At 54.0% G+C, this 21353-nt stretch carries 21 protein-coding genes; 7 read left to right on the forward strand and 14 right to left on the reverse strand.

What is annotated here, in order from left to right:
* Nucleotides 1-147: 147 nt before the first annotated feature.
* From F3J40_RS21695 to kefG, 3 genes are read right to left on the reverse strand one after another with little or no spacing between them, the layout of a single operon-like run.
* A complete protein-coding gene (locus tag F3J40_RS21695) occupies nt 148-342 on the reverse strand; it encodes a YheV family putative zinc ribbon protein (RefSeq protein ID WP_026042888.1) in 195 nt (64 codons plus the stop codon).
* 53 nt (nt 343-395) lie between these two features.
* Nucleotides 396-2198 carry a glutathione-regulated potassium-efflux system protein KefB gene (kefB, locus tag F3J40_RS21700; protein ID WP_167017990.1) on the reverse strand — a complete coding sequence of 601 codons (1803 nt, stop codon included), beginning with the start codon at nt 2196-2198 and terminating at the stop codon, nt 396-398.
* A complete protein-coding gene (gene kefG / locus F3J40_RS21705; RefSeq protein WP_017350042.1) occupies nt 2198-2749 on the reverse strand; it encodes a glutathione-regulated potassium-efflux system ancillary protein KefG in 552 nt (183 codons plus the stop codon). The genes kefB and kefG overlap by 1 nt, the downstream gene beginning before the upstream one ends.
* A 223-nt stretch (nt 2750-2972) precedes the next feature.
* Here kefG and F3J40_RS21710 point away from each other — a divergent pair, with 223 nt between their 5' ends.
* Nucleotides 2973-4880, forward strand: a complete 1908-nt coding sequence (locus F3J40_RS21710; protein ID WP_026042887.1) for an ABC transporter ATP-binding protein — start codon at nt 2973-2975, stop codon at nt 4878-4880.
* A gap of 52 nt (nt 4881-4932) precedes the next feature.
* Here the strand turns inward: F3J40_RS21710 and tauD are convergent, their stop codons facing one another.
* The 5 genes from tauD to F3J40_RS21735 form a co-directional block, all read right to left on the reverse strand.
* Entirely contained in the window at nt 4933-5772 is an 840-nt protein-coding gene (gene tauD / locus F3J40_RS21715; protein ID WP_167017992.1) for a taurine dioxygenase, read from the reverse strand.
* Nucleotides 5769-6593 (reverse strand): taurine ABC transporter permease TauC, encoded by an 825-nt coding sequence (gene tauC, locus F3J40_RS21720; protein WP_167017994.1) that lies wholly within the window; start codon nt 6591-6593, stop codon nt 5769-5771. The genes tauD and tauC overlap by 4 nt, the downstream gene beginning before the upstream one ends.
* A complete protein-coding gene (gene tauB / locus F3J40_RS21725; RefSeq protein ID WP_017350038.1) occupies nt 6590-7357 on the reverse strand; it encodes a taurine ABC transporter ATP-binding subunit in 768 nt (255 codons plus the stop codon). Before tauB ends, tauC begins: the two co-directional genes overlap by 4 nt.
* 10 nt (nt 7358-7367) lie before the next feature.
* Nucleotides 7368-8351, reverse strand: a complete 984-nt coding sequence (gene tauA, locus F3J40_RS21730; protein WP_167017996.1) for a taurine ABC transporter substrate-binding protein — start codon at nt 8349-8351, stop codon at nt 7368-7370.
* Between the two features lie 206 nt (nt 8352-8557).
* Nucleotides 8558-9160, reverse strand: a complete 603-nt coding sequence (locus F3J40_RS21735; protein WP_026042886.1) for a LysE family translocator — start codon at nt 9158-9160, stop codon at nt 8558-8560.
* Between the two features lie 40 nt (nt 9161-9200).
* On the opposite strand from F3J40_RS21735, the gene F3J40_RS21740 reads away from it, so the two are divergent.
* Genes F3J40_RS21740 through F3J40_RS21750 form a run of 3 tightly spaced genes read left to right on the forward strand, consistent with a single transcriptional unit; the run spans nt 9201 to nt 11346 of the window.
* Entirely contained in the window at nt 9201-10199 is a 999-nt protein-coding gene (locus tag F3J40_RS21740; RefSeq protein WP_017350034.1) for a hydrolase, read from the forward strand.
* On the forward strand, nt 10196-10417 hold the full coding sequence (locus F3J40_RS21745) for a YheU family protein (protein WP_017350033.1): 222 nt from the start codon (nt 10196-10198) through the stop codon (nt 10415-10417). Before F3J40_RS21740 ends, F3J40_RS21745 begins: the two co-directional genes overlap by 4 nt.
* Nucleotides 10418-10476: 59 nt before the next feature.
* Nucleotides 10477-11346: a phosphoribulokinase gene (locus F3J40_RS21750; RefSeq protein WP_167017998.1), complete on the forward strand. Its 870-nt coding sequence runs from the start codon at nt 10477-10479 to the stop codon at nt 11344-11346.
* Here F3J40_RS21750 and F3J40_RS21755 read toward each other — a convergent pair.
* Nucleotides 11343-11747 carry an OsmC family protein gene (locus F3J40_RS21755; RefSeq protein ID WP_167018000.1) on the reverse strand — a complete coding sequence of 135 codons (405 nt, stop codon included), beginning with the start codon at nt 11745-11747 and terminating at the stop codon, nt 11343-11345. The genes F3J40_RS21750 and F3J40_RS21755 overlap by 4 nt on opposite strands.
* Nucleotides 11748-12045: 298 nt before the next feature.
* Here F3J40_RS21755 and crp point away from each other — a divergent pair, with 298 nt between their 5' ends.
* Together crp and F3J40_RS21765 are read left to right on the forward strand one after the other, a co-directional pair.
* Complete coding sequence (gene crp / locus F3J40_RS21760; RefSeq protein ID WP_000242758.1) at nt 12046-12678, forward strand: cAMP-activated global transcriptional regulator CRP; 633 nt, start codon at nt 12046-12048, stop codon at nt 12676-12678.
* Between the two features lie 58 nt (nt 12679-12736).
* A complete protein-coding gene (locus tag F3J40_RS21765; RefSeq protein WP_167018002.1) occupies nt 12737-14827 on the forward strand; it encodes a YccS/YhfK family putative transporter in 2091 nt (696 codons plus the stop codon).
* A gap of 45 nt (nt 14828-14872) precedes the next feature.
* Here F3J40_RS21765 and argD read toward each other — a convergent pair whose 3' ends face one another.
* The 3 genes from argD to ppiA form a co-directional block, all read right to left on the reverse strand.
* The gene (gene argD / locus F3J40_RS21770) at nt 14873-16093 is read right to left on the reverse strand and encodes a bifunctional acetylornithine/succinyldiaminopimelate transaminase (RefSeq protein ID WP_017350029.1); all 1221 of its coding nucleotides are present in this window, start codon (nt 16091-16093) and stop codon (nt 14873-14875) included.
* A gap of 88 nt (nt 16094-16181) precedes the next feature.
* On the reverse strand, nt 16182-16757 hold the full coding sequence (locus F3J40_RS21775; RefSeq protein ID WP_017350028.1) for an aminodeoxychorismate synthase component II: 576 nt from the start codon (nt 16755-16757) through the stop codon (nt 16182-16184).
* Between the two features lie 153 nt (nt 16758-16910).
* On the reverse strand, nt 16911-17483 hold the full coding sequence (ppiA, locus tag F3J40_RS21780) for a peptidylprolyl isomerase A (RefSeq protein WP_167018004.1): 573 nt from the start codon (nt 17481-17483) through the stop codon (nt 16911-16913).
* 259 nt (nt 17484-17742) lie between these two features.
* Between ppiA and tsgA the strand changes: the two genes are divergently transcribed.
* Complete coding sequence (tsgA, locus tag F3J40_RS21785) at nt 17743-18918, forward strand: MFS transporter TsgA (RefSeq protein WP_167018006.1); 1176 nt, start codon at nt 17743-17745, stop codon at nt 18916-18918.
* Nucleotides 18919-18970: 52 nt separating this feature from the next.
* On the opposite strand, the gene F3J40_RS21790 is transcribed toward tsgA, so the two are convergent.
* The gene (locus tag F3J40_RS21790; RefSeq protein WP_167018008.1) at nt 18971-20245 is read right to left on the reverse strand and encodes a cytosine deaminase; all 1275 of its coding nucleotides are present in this window, start codon (nt 20243-20245) and stop codon (nt 18971-18973) included.
* A gap of 95 nt (nt 20246-20340) precedes the next feature.
* Complete coding sequence (gene trpS, locus F3J40_RS21795; protein WP_017350024.1) at nt 20341-21342, reverse strand: tryptophan--tRNA ligase; 1002 nt, start codon at nt 21340-21342, stop codon at nt 20341-20343.
* Between the last annotated feature and the right edge of the window lie 11 nt (nt 21343-21353).

Here is a 21353-nt window from a genome sequence, read left to right on the forward strand (position 1 = left end):
CATTGGTCTATTCTTGCGTGCAATAACACCAACCAGAAAGGTTCGAAACTGAGGAACAGCGCCTCGCCACCTCAGCGTAATGGCGCCGATTGTAGCGGAATTCAATCCCGCTGTAAGTTTAAGCTTAAAAAAAGGTGCGGGATTCCGCTACTCAGGATGGAAAATGCCAATAACCTGCTCGTTTTCCCGAACCTGGCTTTTCGCCTGTTTGTCCGCTTCACGCATCTGGTGGCCGCACTTAACACACTCAACCACATCGACATTATTTTCACGCCACAGTGCCAGAGTATCTTTCTGCTGACACTGCGGGCATACCGCACCGGCAATAAAACGTTTACGCATTTTGCTCTGTCCGAAAGGGTGACCTGCTATCTTGCGATAGCAGGATCTGTACATTACTCATCGTCCCAGCCATCAAGCTGGCGTTTTTCGTGCTGCATTTCCCGCTGGAAGATATCCTCCAGCTCGCGTCTTGCCTCACGCACACGCGAGACTTGAACGCTGTCGCCATGATTTGGCACCAGTTCACGCAGCATACGCATATCCAGGCGACGGAAGTGCAGCTGTGCCCGCTGCGCCTGATGTGGGTGCATACCCAGAGAAATAAGCGCTTTACGGCCCAGCTCCAGCGCACTGGAGAAGGTTTCACGCGTGAACTGCTGAACCCCGGCCTGCAGAAGCTCATGCGCCTCCACACGACCGCGCGCCCGCGCCATGATCTGCAACTGTGGGAAATGCTGTTGGCACAGATGCACGATGTTCATGGTGTCTTCCGGTTCATTACAGGTGATCACGATAGACTGAGCGGTTGCAGCGCCCGCTGCCCGCAGCAATTCCAGTTCAGTCGCGTCCCCATAATAGACCTTATAGCCGTACTTGCGCATCAGGCTAACCGCACTGATGTCACGTTCCAGTACGGTAATACGGGTATTATTCGCCATGAGCAAGCGCCCAACGACCTGACCGAAACGGCCAAAGCCGACCACAATCACCTGCGGTGCATCATCTTCCACATAGTGTTTCTCATCGCTGTCTTCCGTTTCATTGAAGCGGCGCGCCAAAATGCGATCGATGCCCTGCATGACCAGCGGCGTGGTCATCATTGAGAGCGTGACGGTCACTAACAGCAGCGGGAGTTGGTCGCCAGTAAACAGTTTGACCGAAGAAGCAGCCGAGAACAGTACAAAGGCAAACTCGCCCCCCTGACTCAGTACCCCGGCAAACTGCAAACGCTCAGAACTGCGCATGCCATAAATGCGTGCAAGGACGTACAGCACCAGCGTTTTCACCACGACCAGCAGCAGCACACCCACCAGAATTTCCACGATGTGGGTATAGAGCACGCCCAGGTTTAACGCCATGCCAACCGAGATAAAGAACAGTCCAAGCAGCAGGCCTTTAAACGGTTCAATTGCGACTTCCAGCTCATGGCGGTATTCGCTTTCCGCCAACAGGATGCCTGCGATAAATGTTCCCAGCGCCATGGAAAGCCCAAGAGCGTCCATAAACAGCGCCGAACCCAATACCAGCAGCAGTGCGGCTGCCGTGAAGACTTCACGCACGCCAGAAGCAGCGATGTAGCGCAGGATAGGACGTAACAGATAGCGCCCTCCCACCAACATGCCAGCAAAGGCCAGCACTTTCATCCCCAGTTTCATCCAGTCGAACTGGCCATTGTCTCCACCCGCCAGCAGCGGCACCAGCGCCAATGCGGGAATCACGGCCAAATCCTGGAACAGCAGTACCGAGAAGCCAAGCTGGCCCGATTCACTGCGGTTCATGCCTTTGTCGCGCATCAGTTGCAGCGCCATCGCCGTCGAGGACATTGCCAGTCCGATACCGCCAATCACCGCGGCCTGCCAGGCAAAATGGCTGAGCCAGAGAATTACCCCAAGCAACGCTGCCGAAATGATTACCTGCGCGGCACCCACGCCAAAAATGGAACGTCTTAGTGCCCAAAGCTTCGAGGGGTTAAGTTCCAGTCCGATGATAAACATCAGGAACACCACGCCAAGCTCGGAGAAGTGCAGAATCTCTTCCACATCACTAATAAAGCCCAGCCCCCACGGGCCGATAGCGATGCCCGCCAGCAGATAGCCCAGCACGGCGCCAATCCCCAATCGCGCTGCCACTGGCACAATCAGAACCGCAGCAACCAGATAGATCACCCCGGCCGTAAGTAACGTTTGTCCTTCCATTACACGCCTCCCTGGGGCAGTGGAGATGAGAGCCAGTCGCCATAGGCGCTCGCAAAGTTTTTCATGACTTCCGGCTGCTGTCGCCGTGCCCAGTAGATCACCATCGGCGTCATCCAGTGCATACGACACATCTGCGCGGTAAGTTCAAACGGGCGCATGACTTCCGTCATCGGGTAGCGATTCAGGCCATCCTGATGATACGCCGTTTCCGGTTCCCCGGTCGTGATGACGCTGCGCCAGTATTTGCCCGCTAGCGCATTCCCGTCAGTGCCGCTGGCAAAGCCGCGCGACAAGACGCGGTCCAGCCACTCTTTGAGCAAAGCCGGACAGCTGTAGGTATAGAGCGGGTGCTGAAACACAATAATGTCATGCTCACGCAGCAGCTGTTGTTCATGGTGAACATCAATAAAGAAGTCGGGATAGTGTGCATAGAGATCGTGCACAGTAACGTGCTCCAGCCCCATTGCCGGTTGCAGCAAAACCCGATTTGCAATCGAATCCTGTGATTCCGGATGGGCGTAAAGCAGCAGGATTTTTGGTGGCTGCGGCATAGCTTCCCCTTCCAGGGCGTCGTCACGGCGCGACTTTTCCGCTACCATGCTCGACGCAGTATTTATCTGTACCCCAATAGTTCACGCTGCAGGAAAGCGGCGAGGCAGCAAATCCCTGAAAGAGTCGGGATTAAGTAAAGCAAGCCAACGCGCCCGGAGCGTGATTTCTGGCGGGTATTATTATGGTGCGTGTAAATTAACATATTCTGACTATGCGGCGCTTATGATTGTCTTCTCCTCGTTACAAATTCGCCGTGGCACTCGCGTCCTGCTCGATAACGCCTCCGCCACGATCAATCCAGGGCAAAAAGTTGGCCTGGTCGGTAAAAATGGCTGCGGTAAATCGACGCTGCTGGCCTTGCTTAAAAATGAAATCAGCAGTGATGCCGGTAGTTTCTCTTTTCCTGCTAACTGGGCATTGGCCTGGGTTAACCAGGAGACGCCAGCACTGAGTAAAGCTGCGTTAGAGTATGTTATCGACGGCGATCGCGAATTTCGTCAGTTGGAATCCGAATTAGCCCACGCAAATGCAGAAAATAATGGCAATGCCATCGCCCTGCTGCACGGTAAGCTGGAGGCTATTCAGGCGTGGAGTATTCATGCTCGTGCCTCCAGCCTGTTACACGGTCTGGGTTTCAGTAATGAACAACTCCAACGCCCGGTGAGTGATTTTTCCGGTGGCTGGCGTATGCGTCTGAACCTGGCACAAGCTCTGATTTGCCGTTCAGATTTGCTACTGCTCGATGAACCGACTAACCACCTCGATCTCGATGCCGTTATCTGGCTGGAGCGCTGGCTGAATAACTACACCGGCACGCTGATCCTGATTTCCCACGATCGCGATTTTCTCGATCCGGTTGTCGATAAGATTCTACATATCGAACAGCAAACGATGGTTGAATACACGGGCAATTACAGTTCATTTGAACGTCAGCGTGTCGCAAAACTGGCCCAGCAGCAGGCATTGTTTGCCCAGCAGCAGGAGAAGGTGGCGCATCTCCAGAGTTATATTGACCGTTTCCGCGCCAAGGCGTCAAAAGCGAAACAGGCACAAAGCCGTATCAAGATGCTGGAGCGGATGGAGTTGATTGCACCAGCACACGTAGATAACCCGTTTAGTTTTAGTTTCCGCGCCCCAGAGAGTTTACCCAGCCCATTGCTGAAAATGGAGAAGGTGACCGCCGGTTATGGCGAGCGAATTATTCTTGATGCCATTAAGCTGAATTTGGTGCCAGGTTCGCGCATTGGTCTGTTAGGCCGTAACGGCGCAGGTAAATCGACGCTGATCAAACTGTTAGCGGGAGAGTTAGCCCCGCTGAAAGGTGAGACGGGTCTGGCAAAAGGTATTAAGCTCGGCTACTTCGCTCAGCATCAGCTTGAGTTTTTACGTGCGGATGAAACGCCGTTGCAGCATCTTGCCCGTATTGCACCGAAGGTTCTGGAGCAGCAGCTGCGCGATTACCTCGGCGGCTTTGGCTTCCAGTCCGATAAAGTCAATGAAGTGACCGAGCGTTTCTCCGGTGGTGAGAAGGCCCGCCTGGTGCTGGCATTGATCGTCTGGCAGCGGCCAAACCTGCTGTTACTGGATGAACCGACCAACCACCTCGATCTGGATATGCGCCAGGCACTGACCGAAGCGTTGATTGATTTCGAAGGTGCTTTGGTTGTGGTCTCGCACGATCGTCATCTGTTGCGTGCCACCACCGACGACTTGTATCTGGTGCATGATGGCAAGGTCGATATGTTCGAGGGCGATCTGGAAGATTATCAGCAGTGGCTGAGTGATTTGCAGAAGCAGCAGGCGCAACAGGATGCAGCCCCACGCCAGGATAACGCCAACAGCGCTCAGGCACGTAAAGATCAGAAACGCCGTGATGCCGAGTTACGCGCGCAGACCCAGCCGTTGCGCAAAGAGATCGAGAAGCTGGAGAAGCAGATGGCAAAATGGCAGAGCCAGTTGAATGATGCCGAGCAGCAGCTTTCTGACAGCGCCATTTATGAACAAGCGCGCAAAGCCGATCTCGCGCAGGCGTTGCAGCTTCAGGCCAGTGCCAAATCGTCTCTGGAAGAGACTGAAATGGCATGGCTGGATGCGCAAGAACAGCTCGAAGCCATGCTGGCTGCGGAGTGATGCTTTAGGTTTTCCCTCTCCAAAGGGAGAGGGAATATATCGTGCGGATAAATCAAAATGGCGTATCGCCCAGCACCGTTGCGCGGTGCATGATACGGCGCGCTGGAGAGTAATCTGCGGTGGCGTAATGCTGCGTAATACGGTTATCCCAGATAGCGACATCCCCTTCACGCCAGCGCCAACGCACCTGAAACTCAGGTTTAGTAATGTGCGCAAACAGGAAATTCAGAATCGCCTCGCTCTCTTTTTGACTCAGACCCACAATCCGGGTGGTAAATCCTTCGTTTACAAACAACGCTTTCTTACCACTCACCGGGTGAGTACGAATCACCGGATGTGTCACTGGCGGGTTCTTATCCACCGCAAGTTGCAAACGCTGACGCTCCGCCTCGGTTTTACGGTACTTATATTCCTGGAACGACTTACGAATATCGTGCTCTGCCTGCAAGCCATTCAGCAACGTCTTGAACGGCTCAGACAGCGCGTTGTAGGCCGCAATATTGCTGGCCCACAGCGTATCGCCGCCGTTCTCGGGCAGCAGCCGGGCAGCCAACACGGCAATCGCCGGAGGCGTATTGATAAATGTCACATCGGTGTGCCAGTTATCGTTGTCGGGGGGATTATTGTCATCGGTATCCAACACGATAATCTCCTCCACGCCTTCGGCATGGGGATAGATAGGATGGATATGCAGATCGCCAAACCGGGCAGCGAAAGCACGCTGCTGCTGCGGTGTTAACGTCTGGTCACGCAGAAACAGCACCTGATGACGTAACAAGCCATGATAGAGCTGCTCAAACTGAGCATCGCTTAACGGGCGGCTCAAATCCAAATCATTCACCTGAGCGCCGATGTGCGGGCCCAGCGCGGTCAGAGATACTTTCTCACTCATTGCTGCTCTCCATTCCACGGGGTCAAACGGCGCTGTAACGCTCGCAGCCCCAACTCTAACGTAATTGCGATAACAGCAATCACCAGGATGCCCGCCAGGACCACATCGGTCGCGAGAAACTCACCGGCTGACTGCACCATAAAACCTAACCCACGCGTTGCACCTATCAGTTCAGCAGCCACCAGGGTTGACCAACCTACCCCCAACCCAATGCGTAATCCGGTCAGGATCTCCGGCAGTGCGCCGGGTAAAATCACAAAGCGTAATACCTGCCAGCGGCTGGCACCCAAAGCACGGGCAGCACGAATGCGTACCTGCTGGGCATTCTTGACGCCCGCCAGGGTGGATAACGTCACCGGCGCAAAAATCGCCAGATAAATCAGTAAAATCTTCGATGTTTCGCCAATGCCAAACCAGATCACCATCAGCGGTAAATACGCCAGTGGCGGCACCGGGCGGTACAGCTCAATTAATGGATCAAGTAAACCGCGAATGGTCGGGCTCAGGCCCATCGCAATCCCCACGGGCACCCCAATCAGCGCGGCGGCCAGCAAGGCAATCACCATACGAAACAGGCTGGCGGAAAGATGCTGCCATAGCGTGGCATCCATAAAGCCCTGTGGGCTGGCGACCATATACAATTTCGCCAACACCTGCTGCGGTGGCGGCAAGAAAATCGGGGCCACTAAACCCAGTGCCGTAATTGCCCACCACACCAGGACCAGCAGCGCCAGGCTCAAAAAACTCAGGCTTAACTGACGAGAAAAAGGCCAGCGCACACCACGGCGTGCCGTCTGGGTTTTATCCATTACCGCACTCATATGAACGCCTCACGTTGAGAAAACACCTGATTCAGGACATATTCCCGGCGCTCAATAAATGCCGGATCGGACTTGATGCTGCGGCACGGCTCACCGGCGGCAAAGCGCTGCCCAAAGTCCAGACGCAGACGTTCGGCCACCCGACCCGGCCCCGGCGACAGCAGCACCAATTCGCTCGCCAGAAACACCGCTTCTTCAATGTCGTGCGTAATTAACAAAATCTGCTTGCCGCTATCGCGCCACAGAGTCAGGAGCAGCGTCTGCATCTGTTCACGCGTAAATGCATCCAGTGCGCCAAACGGCTCATCCAGCAACAACAGTTGGGGATCGGTCGCCAGCGCACGAGCAATGCCCACCCGCTGGCGCTGTCCACCAGACAACTGCCAGATAAAACGTTGTTCCGCCCCTTCCAGGCCCACCTGCTTGATCAACCGCGTGGCGGTACGATGACGTTCAGCCCGGCCAACACCCGCAAGTTGCAGTCCAAAGGCAACGTTATCGATCACATTACGCCACGGCAGCAGGCCCTCATTCTGGAATACCACCCCACGCTCTGCTCCTGGCCCCTGAACCGTCTTTCCTTCCAGGGTAATGCTGCCGGACTCCACCGGTAAAAACCCGGCGATCAGATTCAGCAAGGTTGTCTTACCGCATCCGGACGGTCCCAGCACCACCATAAGTTCACCGTTGCCCAACTGCAGATTGATATCCTGCAACGCAGCCTGACCGGCATAACGCGCACTAAGATGGTTGATGCTGAGCATACTCGTCCCCTTATTTCTTAATCAGCGGCGCCACGAAACGTGAGGTCACGTACTGGCTGTAATCACTGGCTGCATCAGGCACTTTGCCCTGCTCCTTCAGGAACTGCGCCGTATCCACAATCGCTTTATCCACCGGTTTGCCCAACTGCTCAACCTGCTGTTCAGCCGTCAGATAGGTGTTGCCTTTCACCAACCCAGGGACGTCTGCTTCGGGCACACCACTCAGGCGAGCCAACTTCTGCAGGTACTCGGGCTGCTTGAGCCAGGCCTCTGGGTTATTCAGATAGGCCTGCTGTGCCTCAATCGCACTGCGGGCAAACGCCGTCACCACTTCAGGGTGCTTCTGCGCGAAATCTTTGCGCACTACCCAGACATCCAGCGTTGGGGAACCCCATTTGCCCACTTCAGAGGAGTCGGTGAGTACATTGCCGGTTTTCTCCAGCTCATTAACCGCCGGAGACCAGACGTAAGCGCCATCGATATCACCACGCTGCCAGGCCGCATTGATCGCCGCAGGCAACAGATTGATCAGCTGTACCTGGCCCGGCTTAATACCCCAGTGCTTCAGGGCGGCCAACAGGCTGTAATGGGAAGTGGAGATGAAAGGCACGGCAATCTTCTTGCCGATAAGGTCTTTAGGGGACGTGATCGACTTCTTCACGACCAGAGCTTCAGAACTGCCAAGCTGTGAGGCCAGCAGGAAGGCTTCAATGGGTAACTTCTGCGTTGCCGCTACGGCCAGCGGGCTCGAACCGATATTACCAATTTGCACATCGCCGGAAGTCAGCGCCTGTAATACACCGACACCGCTATCGAATTTGCGCCACTGAACATTCGCCCCGCTCTCTTTGGCAAAAGTGCCATCAGCCTGTGCCACCTTCGCAGGCTCAGCCGACGTTTGGTAGGCAACGGTGACGTCTACTTTTTCCGCGTTCGCGTGCAGTGTCACCAGGGCCAGTGCTGCGGCCAGAAGAGTCAAACGTGTTGCTGCCATGATATTCACCCCATCGATTCTTATGATGGATGCAGTGTCACAAGCGGCAGAAATTTCATAAAGGAATAAAAAATTATCCCTAATAGGAATTAGTTCTTAGATCATTGGCAGCAAAACACATGCAAAAAGCGCAAAAAAGAGGCGGCAAAGGGGAAATATGCAGGGCAGTTGAGCCTACCCTGCGAAGTACTCAGTAAAACAGGCACTTAAAGCCAGATTAAAATCACACAGGCTGCGGTCAATAACCCCATAGCGAGGTTAAACACGCGCCAGGCGCGAGGGCTGTGTAACAGTCGGCCAATCATGCTGCCAAACCCTAACCAGGCAATTCCCGCCACCAGATTCACCAACACCATGGCAAAACTAATCGCAATAACCGAACTACGCCAGGCATCGCCGGTCAGACTAAAACTTGCCACGGCACCCAATGCCATAAGCCAGGCTTTAGGGTTGATTAATTGCAGCAATCCGCCCTGCCAGAAAGGCATTGGCGAGGTCGGGCCAGTACCGGCTTCCAGGGTTTCGTATTCTGCGGTTGCAATTTTCCAGGCCAGCCATAGCAGATAAAGACTACCCGCGACTTTCAAAAACAGGTGTAATGAGGGATAGAGTAAGATCAAACCGCCAACGCCGAAGGCAACCAGCATCAACATGATCTGCATGCCGATCATGATGCCAATCATTAGCGGGATTGATCGGAGGAAGCCAAAGTTGGCACCAGAGGCCGTAAGTAACATATTATTAGGCCCCGGGGTAATAGCGGCAACCCACAAAAAGCCCAACATAGACAAGAAAAGACTTAATTCCATGAAATGGGTGCTCCTCACCCTAACCCAGCCTACAGGTGCTATGAATCAGAACAGCATAGAAGCCGTGAATTTTACACCACTCGCCGGCTTGCACAATCCACATCTACAGACCTTGCTGCCGCGCCTGCTCCGCCGTCGTGTCCATCTTAAACCACACTGGCAAAGGCTCGACTTGCCAGATGGCGATTTTGTTGATCTTGCGTGGAGTGAAGATCCCCAAGGCGCAAAGCATAAACCCCGCGTGGTGCTGTTTCATGGCCTGGAGGGCAGCATTCGTAGCCCGTATGCGCACGGACTGATGCAAGCCTGTCAGCAGCAGGGGTGGCTGAGCGTCGTGATGCATTTTCGCGGCTGTAGCGGCGTCCCTAACCGCCTGAATCGTATTTATCACTCTGGTGAAACCGAAGACGCGCGTTTTTTCCTTAACTGGCTACGCAGCACCTGGGGCGAAGTGCCGACCGCCGCCATTGGTGTTTCGCTCGGTGGCAATATGCTGGCCTGCCTGCTGGGAGAGCAACGGGGCGATATCCCCCTGGAGGCGGCGGTTGTCATCTCTGCGCCCCTTGAGCTGGAACCGTGCAGCGTTAAACTGGAGAGCGGCTTCTCGCGTTTCTACCAGTATTACCTGCTGACTCAGCTGAAAAAAAATGCGCTGCGTAAACTGCGCGCCTGGCCAGACTCCCTTCCCGTGGACCTGCTGCAACTTAAAGGCTTCCGCCGTCTGCGCGACTTTGATGATGCGGTCACTTCACGGGCGCACGGCTTTGTCGATGCTGGTGATTACTACCGCCGTGCCAGTGCCATGCCATTGCTCAAGCAGATCGAAACGCCGCTGCTGATCATTCATGCGAAAGACGATCCCTTTATGACCGATGCGGTGATCCCCAGCCATGAACAGCTATCGGCCAGCACCACTTATCAACTCACCACTCACGGCGGCCACGTTGGCTTCGTTGGCGGTAGCCTGCGTCGCCCACAAATGTGGCTAGAACAGCGGGTGCCGCAGTGGCTTACTCCCTGGCTGGAAGCAACAACATGATTATTCCCTGGCAACAAATTGACCCCGATACCCTGACGAACCTGATCGAAAGCTTTGTGCTGCGCGAAGGCACAGACTACGGCTTACAGGAACGCAGCCTGACACAAAAAGTGGATGATGTGCGTCGCCAGTTGGCGAGTGGTGAGGTGGTTTTGGTGTGGTCAGAACTGCACGAAAGCGTCAATATTATGCCGCGTTCTGAGTTTCGTGGCGGATAGCATCCGCCCGCATTTCGTGTTAACAATGCACATCGTCTGACTTAACAGGGAATCCATTTATGTCTGCCAGGCATCCGATTATCGCCGTGACCGGTTCCAGTGGCGCAGGCACAACCACCACCAGCCTCGCCTTTCGCAAGATTTTTCAGCAGCTACAGCTACAGGCCGCCACGCTGGAAGGGGATAGCTTCCATCGCTTTACTCGCCCTGAAATGGACATGGCGATTCGCAAAGCGCGCGATATGGGTAAACACATCAGCTATTTCGGCCCAGAGGCCAACGACTTCGGCTTACTGGAAAGCACACTCGCCGAATATGGCCGCAGCGGTCAGGGACAATCGCGTAAGTATCTGCATACCTACGATGAAGCCGTACCCTGGAACCAGGTGCCAGGCACCTTTACGCCGTGGCAGCCGCTCCCGCAAAACACCGATGTCCTGTTTTATGAAGGATTACATGGTGGCGTGGTCGCACAGAATCACGACGTTGCCGGGCAGGTGGATTTACTGGTGGGAGTCGTCCCTATCGTTAACCTGGAGTGGATTCAAAAGCTGATCCGCGATACCAGCGAGCGCGGCCACTCGCGTGAAGCCGTGATGGAGTCCGTGGTGCGTTCGATGGAAGACTACATTAACTTCATCACCCCACAGTTCTCGCGCACGCACATTAACTTCCAGCGCGTGCCCACTGTCGATACCTCAAACCCGTTTGCGGCGCGAGAAATCCCCTCACTGGATGAAAGTTTTGTCGTGATTCATTTCCGCGATCTGGAAGATATTGATTTCCCCTATCTGCTGGCGATGATTCAGGGCTCGTTTATCTCGCACATTAATACGTTGGTCGTACCGGGCGGCAAAATGGGGCTGGCAATGGAGCTGATCATGACGCCGCTGGTGCAGCGTCTGATGCAAGGTCGAGGTGTGGCTTAAGCCGCAATCACTTCATAGCTGTGGGTTATTTCTACGCCTTTGCCGAGCATAATCGCCACTGAGCAGTACTTCTCGGCAGAGAGATCCACCGCCCGCGCTACCGCTTTATCACTGAGATCTTTACCGGTGACGATAAAGTGCAGATTAATATGGATGAAAATACGCGGTGCTTCTTCACGGCGTTCTGAGGTCAGCTTCACTTCGCAATTGCTCACGTCATGACGCCCTTTCTGCAGAATGGAAACCACGTCGATGGCGCTACATCCGCCTGCGGACATCAGTACCAGTTCCATTGGGCTTGGCGCTTTATCGCCGGAATTCCCGTCCATAATAATCTGATGGCCTGAAGAAGACTCACCGAGAAAGGTCAGCCCCTCTACCCACTTTACTCTTGCCTGCATGTTACTTACTCCAGAGGTCGATTTGCCGCCAGAGTACGCCTCTCCCTGACAAACAGCAATCGCCTCCGAACCCAGACCCACCTCGTTGCAGCTGAAGCGAGACAACACAAGACAGTCGGCAAAAGCTGTGCTACAAACAGAGATGAAAATATTTTTCGTCACATAAAGGCGAAAACGGGGCGATGCTTATATTTCCCCGACATAATTTCCCATACTGGAAAACGGTTGATGATTTCAACGCCTGTCAGGGCTACCCTCCCTGTATTTTGGGCACGATTACAATAGAGGATGATCGCGAATGGTTCTCGGCAAACCGCAAACAGACCCTACACTCGAATGGTTCCTGTCCCATTGCCATATTCACAAATACCCATCCAAAAGCACCCTGATTCATCAGGGCGAAAAGGCGGAAACGCTTTACTACATCGTTAAAGGTTCTGTCGCCGTTCTTATCAAGGACGAAGAAGGGAAAGAGATGATCCTCTCTTATCTCAACCAGGGCGACTTTATCGGTGAGCTTGGCCTGTTTGAAGAAGGTCAGGAGCGTAGTGCCTGGGTTCGGGCGAAAACAGCCTGTGAAGTCGCTGAAATTTCTTACAAGAAATTCCGTCAGTTAATTCAGGTAAATCCAGATATTTTAATGCGCCTCTCTTCTCAGATGGCGCGTCGCCTGCAGGTGACTTCAGAGAAAGTCGGTAACCTTGCTTTCCTTGATGTGACCGGGCGTATTGCTCAGACGCTACTCAACCTGGCGAAACAACCCGATGCAATGACCCACCCAGACGGCATGCAAATTAAAATTACCCGTCAGGAAATCGGGCAAATTGTTGGCTGCTCGCGTGAAACGGTCGGGCGCATTCTGAAAATGTTGGAAGATCAGAATTTGATCTCCGCGCACGGCAAAACGATCGTCGTTTACGGCACCCGCTAATATTTTCTGATTTACGGCGCGAGGCTCTCCTCGCGCCGTCATTATTTATGATGAGCTGATGTGGCGTCGAATCATCTATCACCCCGAAGTTAACTATGCCCTGCGCCAGACGTTAGTGCTGTGCTTACCTGTGGCCCTGGGTTGGCTATTTGGCGATCTGCAAAAAGGCCTGCTTTTCTCGCTCGTGCCTGCCTGTTGTAACATCGCTGGCCTCGATACCCCGCATAAACGCTTCTTTAAACGTCTGATCGTCGGCGGTAGCCTGTTTGCCAGCGCCAGCCTGCTGATGCAATTTTTGCTGCTGAAGAATGTGCCATTACCTGCCATTCTGTTTGCACTTCCGTTGCTACTCGGCGTCTTAGGGGAGATCAGCCCACTGCATGCCCGACTGCTTCCCGGCACACTGATTGCGGCTATTTTTACCCTCAGCCTGATTGGCCGCCTGCCGATCTGGGTTCCTCCGCTGCTCTACATTGGCGGAACGTTATGGTACGGCTTGTTTAACTGGCTCTGGTTCTGGCTATGGAAAGAGCAGCCGCTGCGCGAGTCCCTCAGCCTGCTGTACCGCGAACTGGCAGACTACTGCGATGCTAAATATACCCTGCTGACCCAGCTCACCGATCCGGAAAAGGCGCTGCCACCGCTGTTGGCTCGCCAGCAAAAAGCCGTTGATTTGATGAATACCTGCTATCAGCAGATGCACATGCTGGCCGCCAGTCGCAACAACAGCCACCAACGTCTGAAACGGGCGTTCCAGGTCGCGCTGGATTTACAGGAACATATCTCCGTCAGCCTGCATCAGCCCGAAGAGGTGCAGAAACTGGTCGAACAGAGCCACGCTGAAGCGGTTATCCGCTGGAATGCGAAAACCATCTCTGCCCGCTTGCGCCTGCTGGCCGATGACATCCTTTACCATCAGCTACCAGACCGCTTTAACATGGATAAGCAGCTGGGTGCGCTGGAAAAGATCGCCCGTCAACATCCGGGGAATCCGGTGGGAAGCTTTTGCCTCTATCACTTCAACCGGATTGCCCGGGTACTGCGCACCCAAAAACCACTCTATTCCCGAGACCTGATGGCAGACCGCCAGCGCCGTCTGCCACTGCTCCCTGCGCTGCGTAGCTACTTGTCGTGGCGCTCCTCAGCGCTGCGCACCGCCGGGCGCTTTGCCGTGATGCTGATGTTTGGTGCCAGTCTGGGGTTACTGTTCAACGCACCCAAACCTTACTGGATTCTGATGACCATCATGTTCGTCAGCCAGAATGGCTATAAAGCCACACAGGTCAGGATTCAACACCGGGCTGCGGGTACGTTTGCCGGTCTGGTGATTGCCGCCGCCAGCCTTCACTTTGCGGTTGCGGAGTCGCTGGTGCTGCTGACCATGCTGGTGATTACCTTTGTCAGCTACCTGTTCACCCGCAAGTTTTACGGCTGGTCGATGATTGGCTTTACGGTAACAGCGGTGTATTCGCTGCAACTGCTGGCGCTCAACGGCGCACAGTTTTTACTCCCGCGCCTGCTGGATACGCTGGCCGGTTGCCTGATTGCATTCGCTGGCATGATTTGGCTGTGGCCACAGTGGCAAAGCGGCCTGCTGCGGCAAAATGCGCATGACGCGCTGGAAGCAGATCAGGAAGCCCTGAGGATGCTGCTGGGACCGGAACAGAGCGCGGAAAAACTGGCTTATCAACGGGTCAAAGTTAACCAGGCACACAACTCCATGTTTAACTCGCTTAATCAGGCGATGCAGGAGCCGGGCTTCAATGCGCAGTACCTCAAAGACATGCGTCTGTGGGTAACGCACAGCCAGTTCATCGTTGAGCATATCAACGCCATGACCATTCTGGCGCGTGAACACACCATGCTGCCACCCGCCATGGCCGAACGTTATCTACAGTCTTGCGAAATTGCCTTGCAGCGCTGCCAGCAGCGACTGGAGTATGACGGCCCAGGACAGCAAAACAACGTCATGAGCGAAGCAGAAAACATTAATGAAGGGGCAATGACGGTGCTCGAGCTGCACGTGAAGCGCATCATCGGCCATCTCAATGTGATGCATACCATCTCATCACTGGCCTGGAGCCAACGGCCGCATCACGGCCACTGGCTGCTGCCGCTGCTGCGTAAACGTCAGGATAATCAGCAATAAAAATGCCAGCACAAGGCTGGCATTGCTAACGCGGTAAACGCGGAATCAGGCAAACAACACTTTCTCGATGGCACGGGCGAAACGTGCCATGCCTTCTTTGATGTCTGCGCTCTCAATCACCAGCGAAGGCGCAAAGCGGATCACATCGGTGCTTGCCGTCAGGATCATCACCCCTTCTGCGGCTGCGGCATTGAGAATATCGCGCGCGCGGCTGGCATATTCTGGTTTCAGCACCGCACCAATCAGTAACCCTTTACCGCGAATGCCGTTAAACACGTGCAGTTTGCTGTCGATCTCATTCAGGGCAGCAACAAACTCTTCGCGCCGTGCCTCTACGCCGTTCAGCACTTCTGGTGTGTTGATAATATCCACAGCTGTTTCAGCAATTGCACACGCCAGCGGGTTGCCGCCATAAGTGGTGCCGTGTACGCCTGGTGCCATGACTGACGCGATTTCATTGGTGGTTAACATCGCGCTGACCGGGAAGCCGCCGCCCAGGGCTTTTGCCGTGGTCAGAATATCCGGCTTAACGCCGTAATGCTCATAGGCAAACAGCTTACCGCTACGGCCCATCCCGCTCTGAACTTCATCCAGCACCAGCAGTGCCTGATGCTCATCACACAGCGCACGCAGGCCCTGAATAAATTCTGGTGTTGCTGGCATCACGCCGCCTTCACCCTGGATTGGCTCAACAACAATCGCGCAGGTGTGGTCGTCGATGACCGCTTTAACTGCTTCCAGATCGTTGAACGGCACATGGACGATATCTGCCGGTTTTGGTCCAAAGCCATCGGAGTACTTCGGCTGACCACCTACAGAAACGGTAAACAGCGTGCGGCCGTGGAACGCGTTATGGAAGGCAATAATTTTCGTTTTGTAGGCGTGGTGCTTTTTAAACGCGTAGTAGCGAGCCAGCTTAAATGCGGCTTCGTTGGCTTCAGCACCGGAGTTAGCGAAAAACACGCGATCGGCAAAGGTGGCCGCGATAAGTTTGCTGGCAAGGCGCAACGCTGGCTCATTGGTGAACACGTTACTGGTATGCCACAGCGTTTCGCCCTGCTTTTTCAGGGTTTCCACCAGTGCCGGATGGCAATGGCCCAACGCCGTCACGGCGATGCCGCCGGAGAAATCAACGTACTCTTTGCCCTGCTGATCCCAGACGCGGCTGCCCTGCCCTTTCACCGGCACAAATTGCGCTGGTGCATAAACAGGCAATATAACGTTATCGAAAGTTTCCCGCGTTACCGCAATTTTATCCGTTGCCATTGACGACCTCATGTGATGAATGGTTGTGGCTAAGTGCAATTCTAGTCAGTAAATATGAATAATAAATCACTCAAAGGCAAACAGAACTTCACTGCCGCAGGAAATTACGCAGCAACTGATGCCCCTGTTCACTCAGAATACTTTCCGGGTGGAACTGCACGCCTTCCAGCGGCAACGTACGGTGCCGCAATCCCATGATCTCATCCTGCTGTCCATCGCGTTCACTCCATGCAGTGACGACGAACTCCTCAGGCAGCGTGTCAGGGGCAACCACCAGCGAATGGTAACGTGTGACCGTGAGCGGATTATTCAGGCCCTGGAAGACGCCACTGTCATCGTGACGGATCGCCGATGTTTTTCCATGCATGGGCACCCTGGCGCGAACCACAGCGGCCCCAAATGCCTGCGCGATTGCCTGATGCCCCAAACAAACGCCAAGAATCGGTAAACGACCGGCGAAATGGCGGATAGCTTGTAACGAGATACCGGCTTCACTGGGTGTGCACGGGCCGGGCGAAATCATTAAGTGGGTCAACGGCAGTGCTTCTATCTGTTCCAGCGTAATGGCGTCATTGCGCGTCACCTGGACGTCAGCGCCCAGTTCACACAAATACTGATAGAGGTTCCAGGTGAAAGAGTCGTAATTGTCGATCAACAGTAGCATGGGTCATTTTCCGCAGGATAACCCGACTATTCTACGTGTTTTATCCCGGTGATTTTTTACTTTTAAGCGAAACAGCGGGGATTTGTAGGAGAGATAAGCAGCTGGAAAACAGCTTCCAGCCGCGAGGTGGCTGGAAGCTGATACAGGGTGTTATTACGGCACAATTTTCGCCGACAGAATCACAACCGGTTTCACTGGCACATTCTGGTACGGGCCGACATCTTTGGTTGGCACCTGAGCGATCTTATCTGCGACATCCATGCCTTTGATCACTTTACCAAACACCGCATAGCCAAAATCACGTTGACCGTGATCGAGGAAAGCGTTGTCCGCCACGTTGATAAAGAACTGGCTGGTCGCGCTGTCTTTATCGCTGGTACGGGCCATAGAGATGGTGCCACGCTTGTTAAGCAGGCCGTTATCCGCTTCATTCTTGATCGGGGCGTTAGGCTGCTTCTGCTGCATATCCGCAGTGAAGCCGCCGCCCTGCAACATAAAGCCAGGAATGACGCGGTGGAAAATGGTGTTGTTGTAGTAGCCACTGTTAACGTAATCAACGAAGTTTTTTACTGAAACCGGGGCTTTCTGGTTATTCAGTTCAAGTTCGATATTACCGGCTGAAGTGGTGAGCAGCACATGCGTGTCGCCTTTAGCGGCCAATGCCTGAGCAGAAACAGAAGTAAGTGCTAACAGCGCGAAGGCTGCCGTCAAAGTACGTTTCAACATGAAAGATTCCTTACCTGGGAAAGCAACACAAAAACTTGCCTGATTTTAAAGAGCAGGAACCACAAGAGCCAGCGTTTTACTTTTTTTTACGTAGCCCTCTACGATCGCGCAAAGATCGTTATCGGATCTTATTTGTGACCCAGATCACACATAAGATGAAATATGAAAGCAGTGTTACAGGGATCGTTTATTAAGATCACAGTTGCGCTTACAATTCCTGACACTTTTTTCGCCAACTGCGACTCACACAGGTTCTTAAATGACAAATCTAAATCGTATCGGCCTTACGTGGATAAGCTTCTTTTCCTATGCCCTGACCGGTGCGCTGGTTATCGTCACTGGCATGGTAATGGGTGACATTGCCAAAGACTTTGGTGTTCCCGTTTCCAGCATGAGCAATACCTTCACCTTCCTCAATGCCGGTATCCTGGCTGCCGTGTTTTTAAATGCCTGGCTGATGGTGATTGTGCCGTTGAAGCGCCAGCTGATCTTTGGCTTTGTGCTGATGGTACTGGCAGTTGCGGGCCTGATGATGAGCCACGACCTGCGGATGTTCTCACTGTGCATGTTCGTGCTCGGTGTCGTGAGCGGCATTACCATGTCGATTGGTACATTCCTGATTACCCATCTGTATGAAGGTCGCCAGCGCGGCTCCCGCCTGCTGTTTACTGACTCATTCTTCAGCATGGCCGGTACGTTGTTCCCAATTCTTGCGGGCGTGCTGTTAGCGAAGCACCTGCCGTGGTACTGGGTATATGCAGCGATTGGCGGCCTCTACGTGGCCATTTTCGTGCTGACGCTGCGTCTGGAATTCCCCGTGCTGAGCAAGCCTGCGGCGCAGAAAGATCAGCCGAAAGAGAAATGGGGACTGGGTGTGCTGTTCTTAGCCATTGCGGCACTGTGCTATGTCCTCGGCCAGTTGGGCTTTATCTCGTGGGTGCCGGAATACGCCAAGACGCAAGGCATGAACATTGATGATGCTGGCAAGCTGGTCAGTAACTTCTGGACCGCCTATATGATTGGCATGTGGGTATTCAGCTACCTGCTGCGCTTCTTCGATATGCAGCGCATCGTGATGGTTCTGGCGGCGGTTTCAACGCTGCTGATGTTCTGGTTTGTTTCCAGCACCGAAGTCACCATGCTGCACTGGATCATCATGCTGTTAGGCTTCTTCTCCAGCGCCATTTACACCACCATTATCACCCTTGGCTCGCTGCAAACCCGCGTCTCATCACCTAAGCTGGTGAACTTTATTCTGACGTGCGGCACTGTGGGCACCATGTTGACCTTTATTGTCACCGCACCGATTGTCGATGCAGGTGGACCACACGCGGCGCTTTACACCGCCAACGGTCTGTATGCGACGGTGTTTGTGATGTGTGTGCTGGTGGGCTTTGTTACCCGCCATCGCCAGCACAGCAAAATTGCGCATTAATCTGCGATAAAGCATGACCTTAAGGGCGGACAGCGCAAGCTGCCCGCCTTTTTTAACGCCGGAAGTTCACCGCTTCACGCTCAGCCAGGTAGATATGACTTTCCGTTGGCCGGGTTTGCGCCACTAGCTTGCCAAAGCGCAACGAATAACGGACCGGCACCTGCCTGCGCACCGCATCAAAACCACTCTCCGCAGGCAGAATGATCAGGCTGGCCGGGAGGCCAACGGCAACGCCATAGTTGTCTAGTTGCAGGGTTTTGGCGCTGTTGTCCGTGATCAGGGCCAGGCTGCGATCGATCTGTTCGTAGCCCATCAACTGGCACACATGCAGCCCCATATGCAGGACCTGCAACATATTCGCGCTGCCGAGGGGATACCAGGGATCGAACACATCGTCATGGCCGAAACAGACGTTAATGTCTGCTTCCAGCAACTCCTTCACCCGAGTGATACCGCGCCGCTTGGGATAGCTATCGAAACGGCCCTGTAAATGAATATTCACCAGCGGGTTGGCAACAAAGTTAATCCCTGAAAGTTTTAACAGGCGGAACAGGCGCGAGGTATAAGCCCCGTTATAAGAGTGCATCGCGGTGGTGTGACTGGCCGTCACTCGTGCACCGTTGCCATCACGGTGCGCCAATGCGGCCACCGTTTCGACAAAACGGGACTGCTCATCATCAATTTCATCGCAGTGGACATCGATCAGTCGATCGTAGCGGTTCGCCAGGGTGAAAATCTTGTGCAACGACTCTACGCCGTATTCGCGGGTAAACTCGAAATGCGGGATCGCGCCAACCGCATCCGCACCCAACCGTAAAGCTTCTTCCAACAGGGCTTCGCCGTTTGGATAGGAGAGAATCCCCTCCTGCGGAAAGGCTACGATCTGGATATCTATCCATTCGGCCATGTCACTTTTCAGCTCCAGCAGCGCTTTCAGTGCCGTCAGGCTGGGATCAGAAACATCCACATGGGTACGCACATGCTGAATGCCGTTCGCAATCTGCCACTTTAGGGTTTGCCGTGCGCGCTGTTTTACGTCTTCATGGCTGAGCATCGCCTTACGTTCCGCCCAGCGTTCAATGCCTTCAAACAGCGTGCCGGACTGATTCCAGGCAGGCTGCCCGGCGGTTTGCGTGGTATCGAGATGAATATGCGGTTCAATCAGTGGCGGGTAAGCGATGCCAAGCTCTGCATCCAGTACATCGTCACCACACATCGGCTGTTGTTGGGGGGTGATAGCCGCGATACGGCCTTGAGAGATTTCCAGCTGCCATAACCCTTCACGTTCGGGCAAGCGCAGGTTGCTGATCCATTTCGGTGACGTCATTGCCTTCCTCTCCAGTTGGATGGGTCAACAAATAAACTAGCACGGAACGGAAGAAAAACCCGCGCCTGACTGGCGCGAGTTAACAGAGGAAAAACTTACGGCTGAGCGACGAAACCTACGGCTTCGTAGACTTTTTTCAGGGTTTCCTGCGCATGGGCACGGGCTTTGGCTGCACCGTCACGCATAACCTGGTTGAGGAAAGCTTCGTCATTGCGATAACGGTGATAACGTTCCTGCAACTCAGACAGCATGCCAGAAACGGCTTCTGCCACTGCACCTTTCAGGTGACCATACATTTGGCCGTTAAATTCCTGCTCCAGCTCAGCGATGGTTTTGCCGGTCACGCCTGAGAGGATATCCAGCAGGTTAGAAACACCGGCTTTGTTCTGCACATCGTAGCGGATGACAGGTGGCTCTTCGGAATCGGTTACCGCACGTTTGATCTTCTTCACGACAGCTTTCGGATCTTCCAGCAGGCCGATCACGTTATTACGGTTATCATCCGACTTAGACATTTTCTTGGTCGGTTCCAGCAGTGACATCACGCGGGCACCAGACTTCGGAATAAACGGCTCTGGGATCTTGAAGATATCGCCATACAGCGCGTTAAAACGTCCGGCAATATCGCGGCTCAGCTCGAGGTGCTGTTTCTGATCTTCACCTACTGGCACCTGATTCGTCTGATACAGCAGGATATCCGCCGCCATCAGTACCGGGTAATCAAACAAACCGGCGTTGATGTTCTCTTCGTAGCGGGCAGATTTGTCTTTGAACTGCGTCATACGGCTCAGTTCGCCGAAATACGCGTAGCAGTTCAGGATCCAGCTCAGCTGCGCGTGCTCAGGGACGTGGGACTGAACAAAGATGGTGCTCTTGTTCGGATCAATACCACAAGCAAGGTAGAGAGCCAGCGTATCCAGCGTGGCTTTACGCAGCTTCTCTGGATCCTGTCGCACGGTGATCGCATGCAAATCAACGATGCAGTAGATGCAGTGATAATCATCCTGCATCTGCACCCACTGACGTAGCGCACCCATATAGTTGCCAATGGTCAGTTCACCGGAGGGCTGTGCGCCGCTGAAAACGATGGGTTTCATACTCATATCCT

This window comes from Candidatus Pantoea multigeneris (genome assembly GCF_011752615.1).
GTDB lineage: Bacteria > Pseudomonadota > Gammaproteobacteria > Enterobacterales > Enterobacteriaceae > Pantoea > Pantoea multigeneris.

What these genes read in the sequence shown, in the direction of transcription:
- F3J40_RS21735 (WP_026042886.1), bottom strand. Translation starts at nt 9,160, where the DNA reads ATGGAATTAAGTCTTTTCTTGTCTATGTTGGGCTTTTTGTGGGTTGCC.
- F3J40_RS21695 (WP_026042888.1), bottom strand. Translation starts at nt 342, where the DNA reads ATGCGTAAACGTTTTATTGCCGGTGCGGTATGCCCGCAGTGTCAGCAG.
- kefG (WP_017350042.1), bottom strand. Translation starts at nt 2,749, where the DNA reads ATGCCGCAGCCACCAAAAATCCTGCTGCTTTACGCCCATCCGGAATCA.
- tsgA (WP_167018006.1), top strand. Translation starts at nt 17,743, where the DNA reads ATGACAAATCTAAATCGTATCGGCCTTACGTGGATAAGCTTCTTTTCC.
- kefB (WP_167017990.1), bottom strand. Translation starts at nt 2,198, where the DNA reads ATGGAAGGACAAACGTTACTTACGGCCGGGGTGATCTATCTGGTTGCT.
- tauA (WP_167017996.1), bottom strand. Translation starts at nt 8,351, where the DNA reads ATGGCAGCAACACGTTTGACTCTTCTGGCCGCAGCACTGGCCCTGGTG.
- F3J40_RS21755 (WP_167018000.1), bottom strand. Translation starts at nt 11,747, where the DNA reads ATGCAGGCAAGAGTAAAGTGGGTAGAGGGGCTGACCTTTCTCGGTGAG.
- F3J40_RS21750 (WP_167017998.1), top strand. Translation starts at nt 10,477, where the DNA reads ATGTCTGCCAGGCATCCGATTATCGCCGTGACCGGTTCCAGTGGCGCA.
- F3J40_RS21790 (WP_167018008.1), bottom strand. Translation starts at nt 20,245, where the DNA reads ATGACGTCACCGAAATGGATCAGCAACCTGCGCTTGCCCGAACGTGAA.
- tauD (WP_167017992.1), bottom strand. Translation starts at nt 5,772, where the DNA reads ATGAGTGAGAAAGTATCTCTGACCGCGCTGGGCCCGCACATCGGCGCT.
- argD (WP_017350029.1), bottom strand. Translation starts at nt 16,093, where the DNA reads ATGGCAACGGATAAAATTGCGGTAACGCGGGAAACTTTCGATAACGTT.
- tauB (WP_017350038.1), bottom strand. Translation starts at nt 7,357, where the DNA reads ATGCTCAGCATCAACCATCTTAGTGCGCGTTATGCCGGTCAGGCTGCG.
- F3J40_RS21710 (WP_026042887.1), top strand. Translation starts at nt 2,973, where the DNA reads ATGATTGTCTTCTCCTCGTTACAAATTCGCCGTGGCACTCGCGTCCTG.
- F3J40_RS21740 (WP_017350034.1), top strand. Translation starts at nt 9,201, where the DNA reads ATGAATCAGAACAGCATAGAAGCCGTGAATTTTACACCACTCGCCGGC.
- ppiA (WP_167018004.1), bottom strand. Translation starts at nt 17,483, where the DNA reads ATGTTGAAACGTACTTTGACGGCAGCCTTCGCGCTGTTAGCACTTACT.
- F3J40_RS21745 (WP_017350033.1), top strand. Translation starts at nt 10,196, where the DNA reads ATGATTATTCCCTGGCAACAAATTGACCCCGATACCCTGACGAACCTG.
- F3J40_RS21765 (WP_167018002.1), top strand. Translation starts at nt 12,737, where the DNA reads ATGTGGCGTCGAATCATCTATCACCCCGAAGTTAACTATGCCCTGCGC.
- F3J40_RS21775 (WP_017350028.1), bottom strand. Translation starts at nt 16,757, where the DNA reads ATGCTACTGTTGATCGACAATTACGACTCTTTCACCTGGAACCTCTAT.
- tauC (WP_167017994.1), bottom strand. Translation starts at nt 6,593, where the DNA reads ATGAGTGCGGTAATGGATAAAACCCAGACGGCACGCCGTGGTGTGCGC.
- crp (WP_000242758.1), top strand. Translation starts at nt 12,046, where the DNA reads ATGGTTCTCGGCAAACCGCAAACAGACCCTACACTCGAATGGTTCCTG.
- trpS (WP_017350024.1), bottom strand. Translation starts at nt 21,342, where the DNA reads ATGAAACCCATCGTTTTCAGCGGCGCACAGCCCTCCGGTGAACTGACC.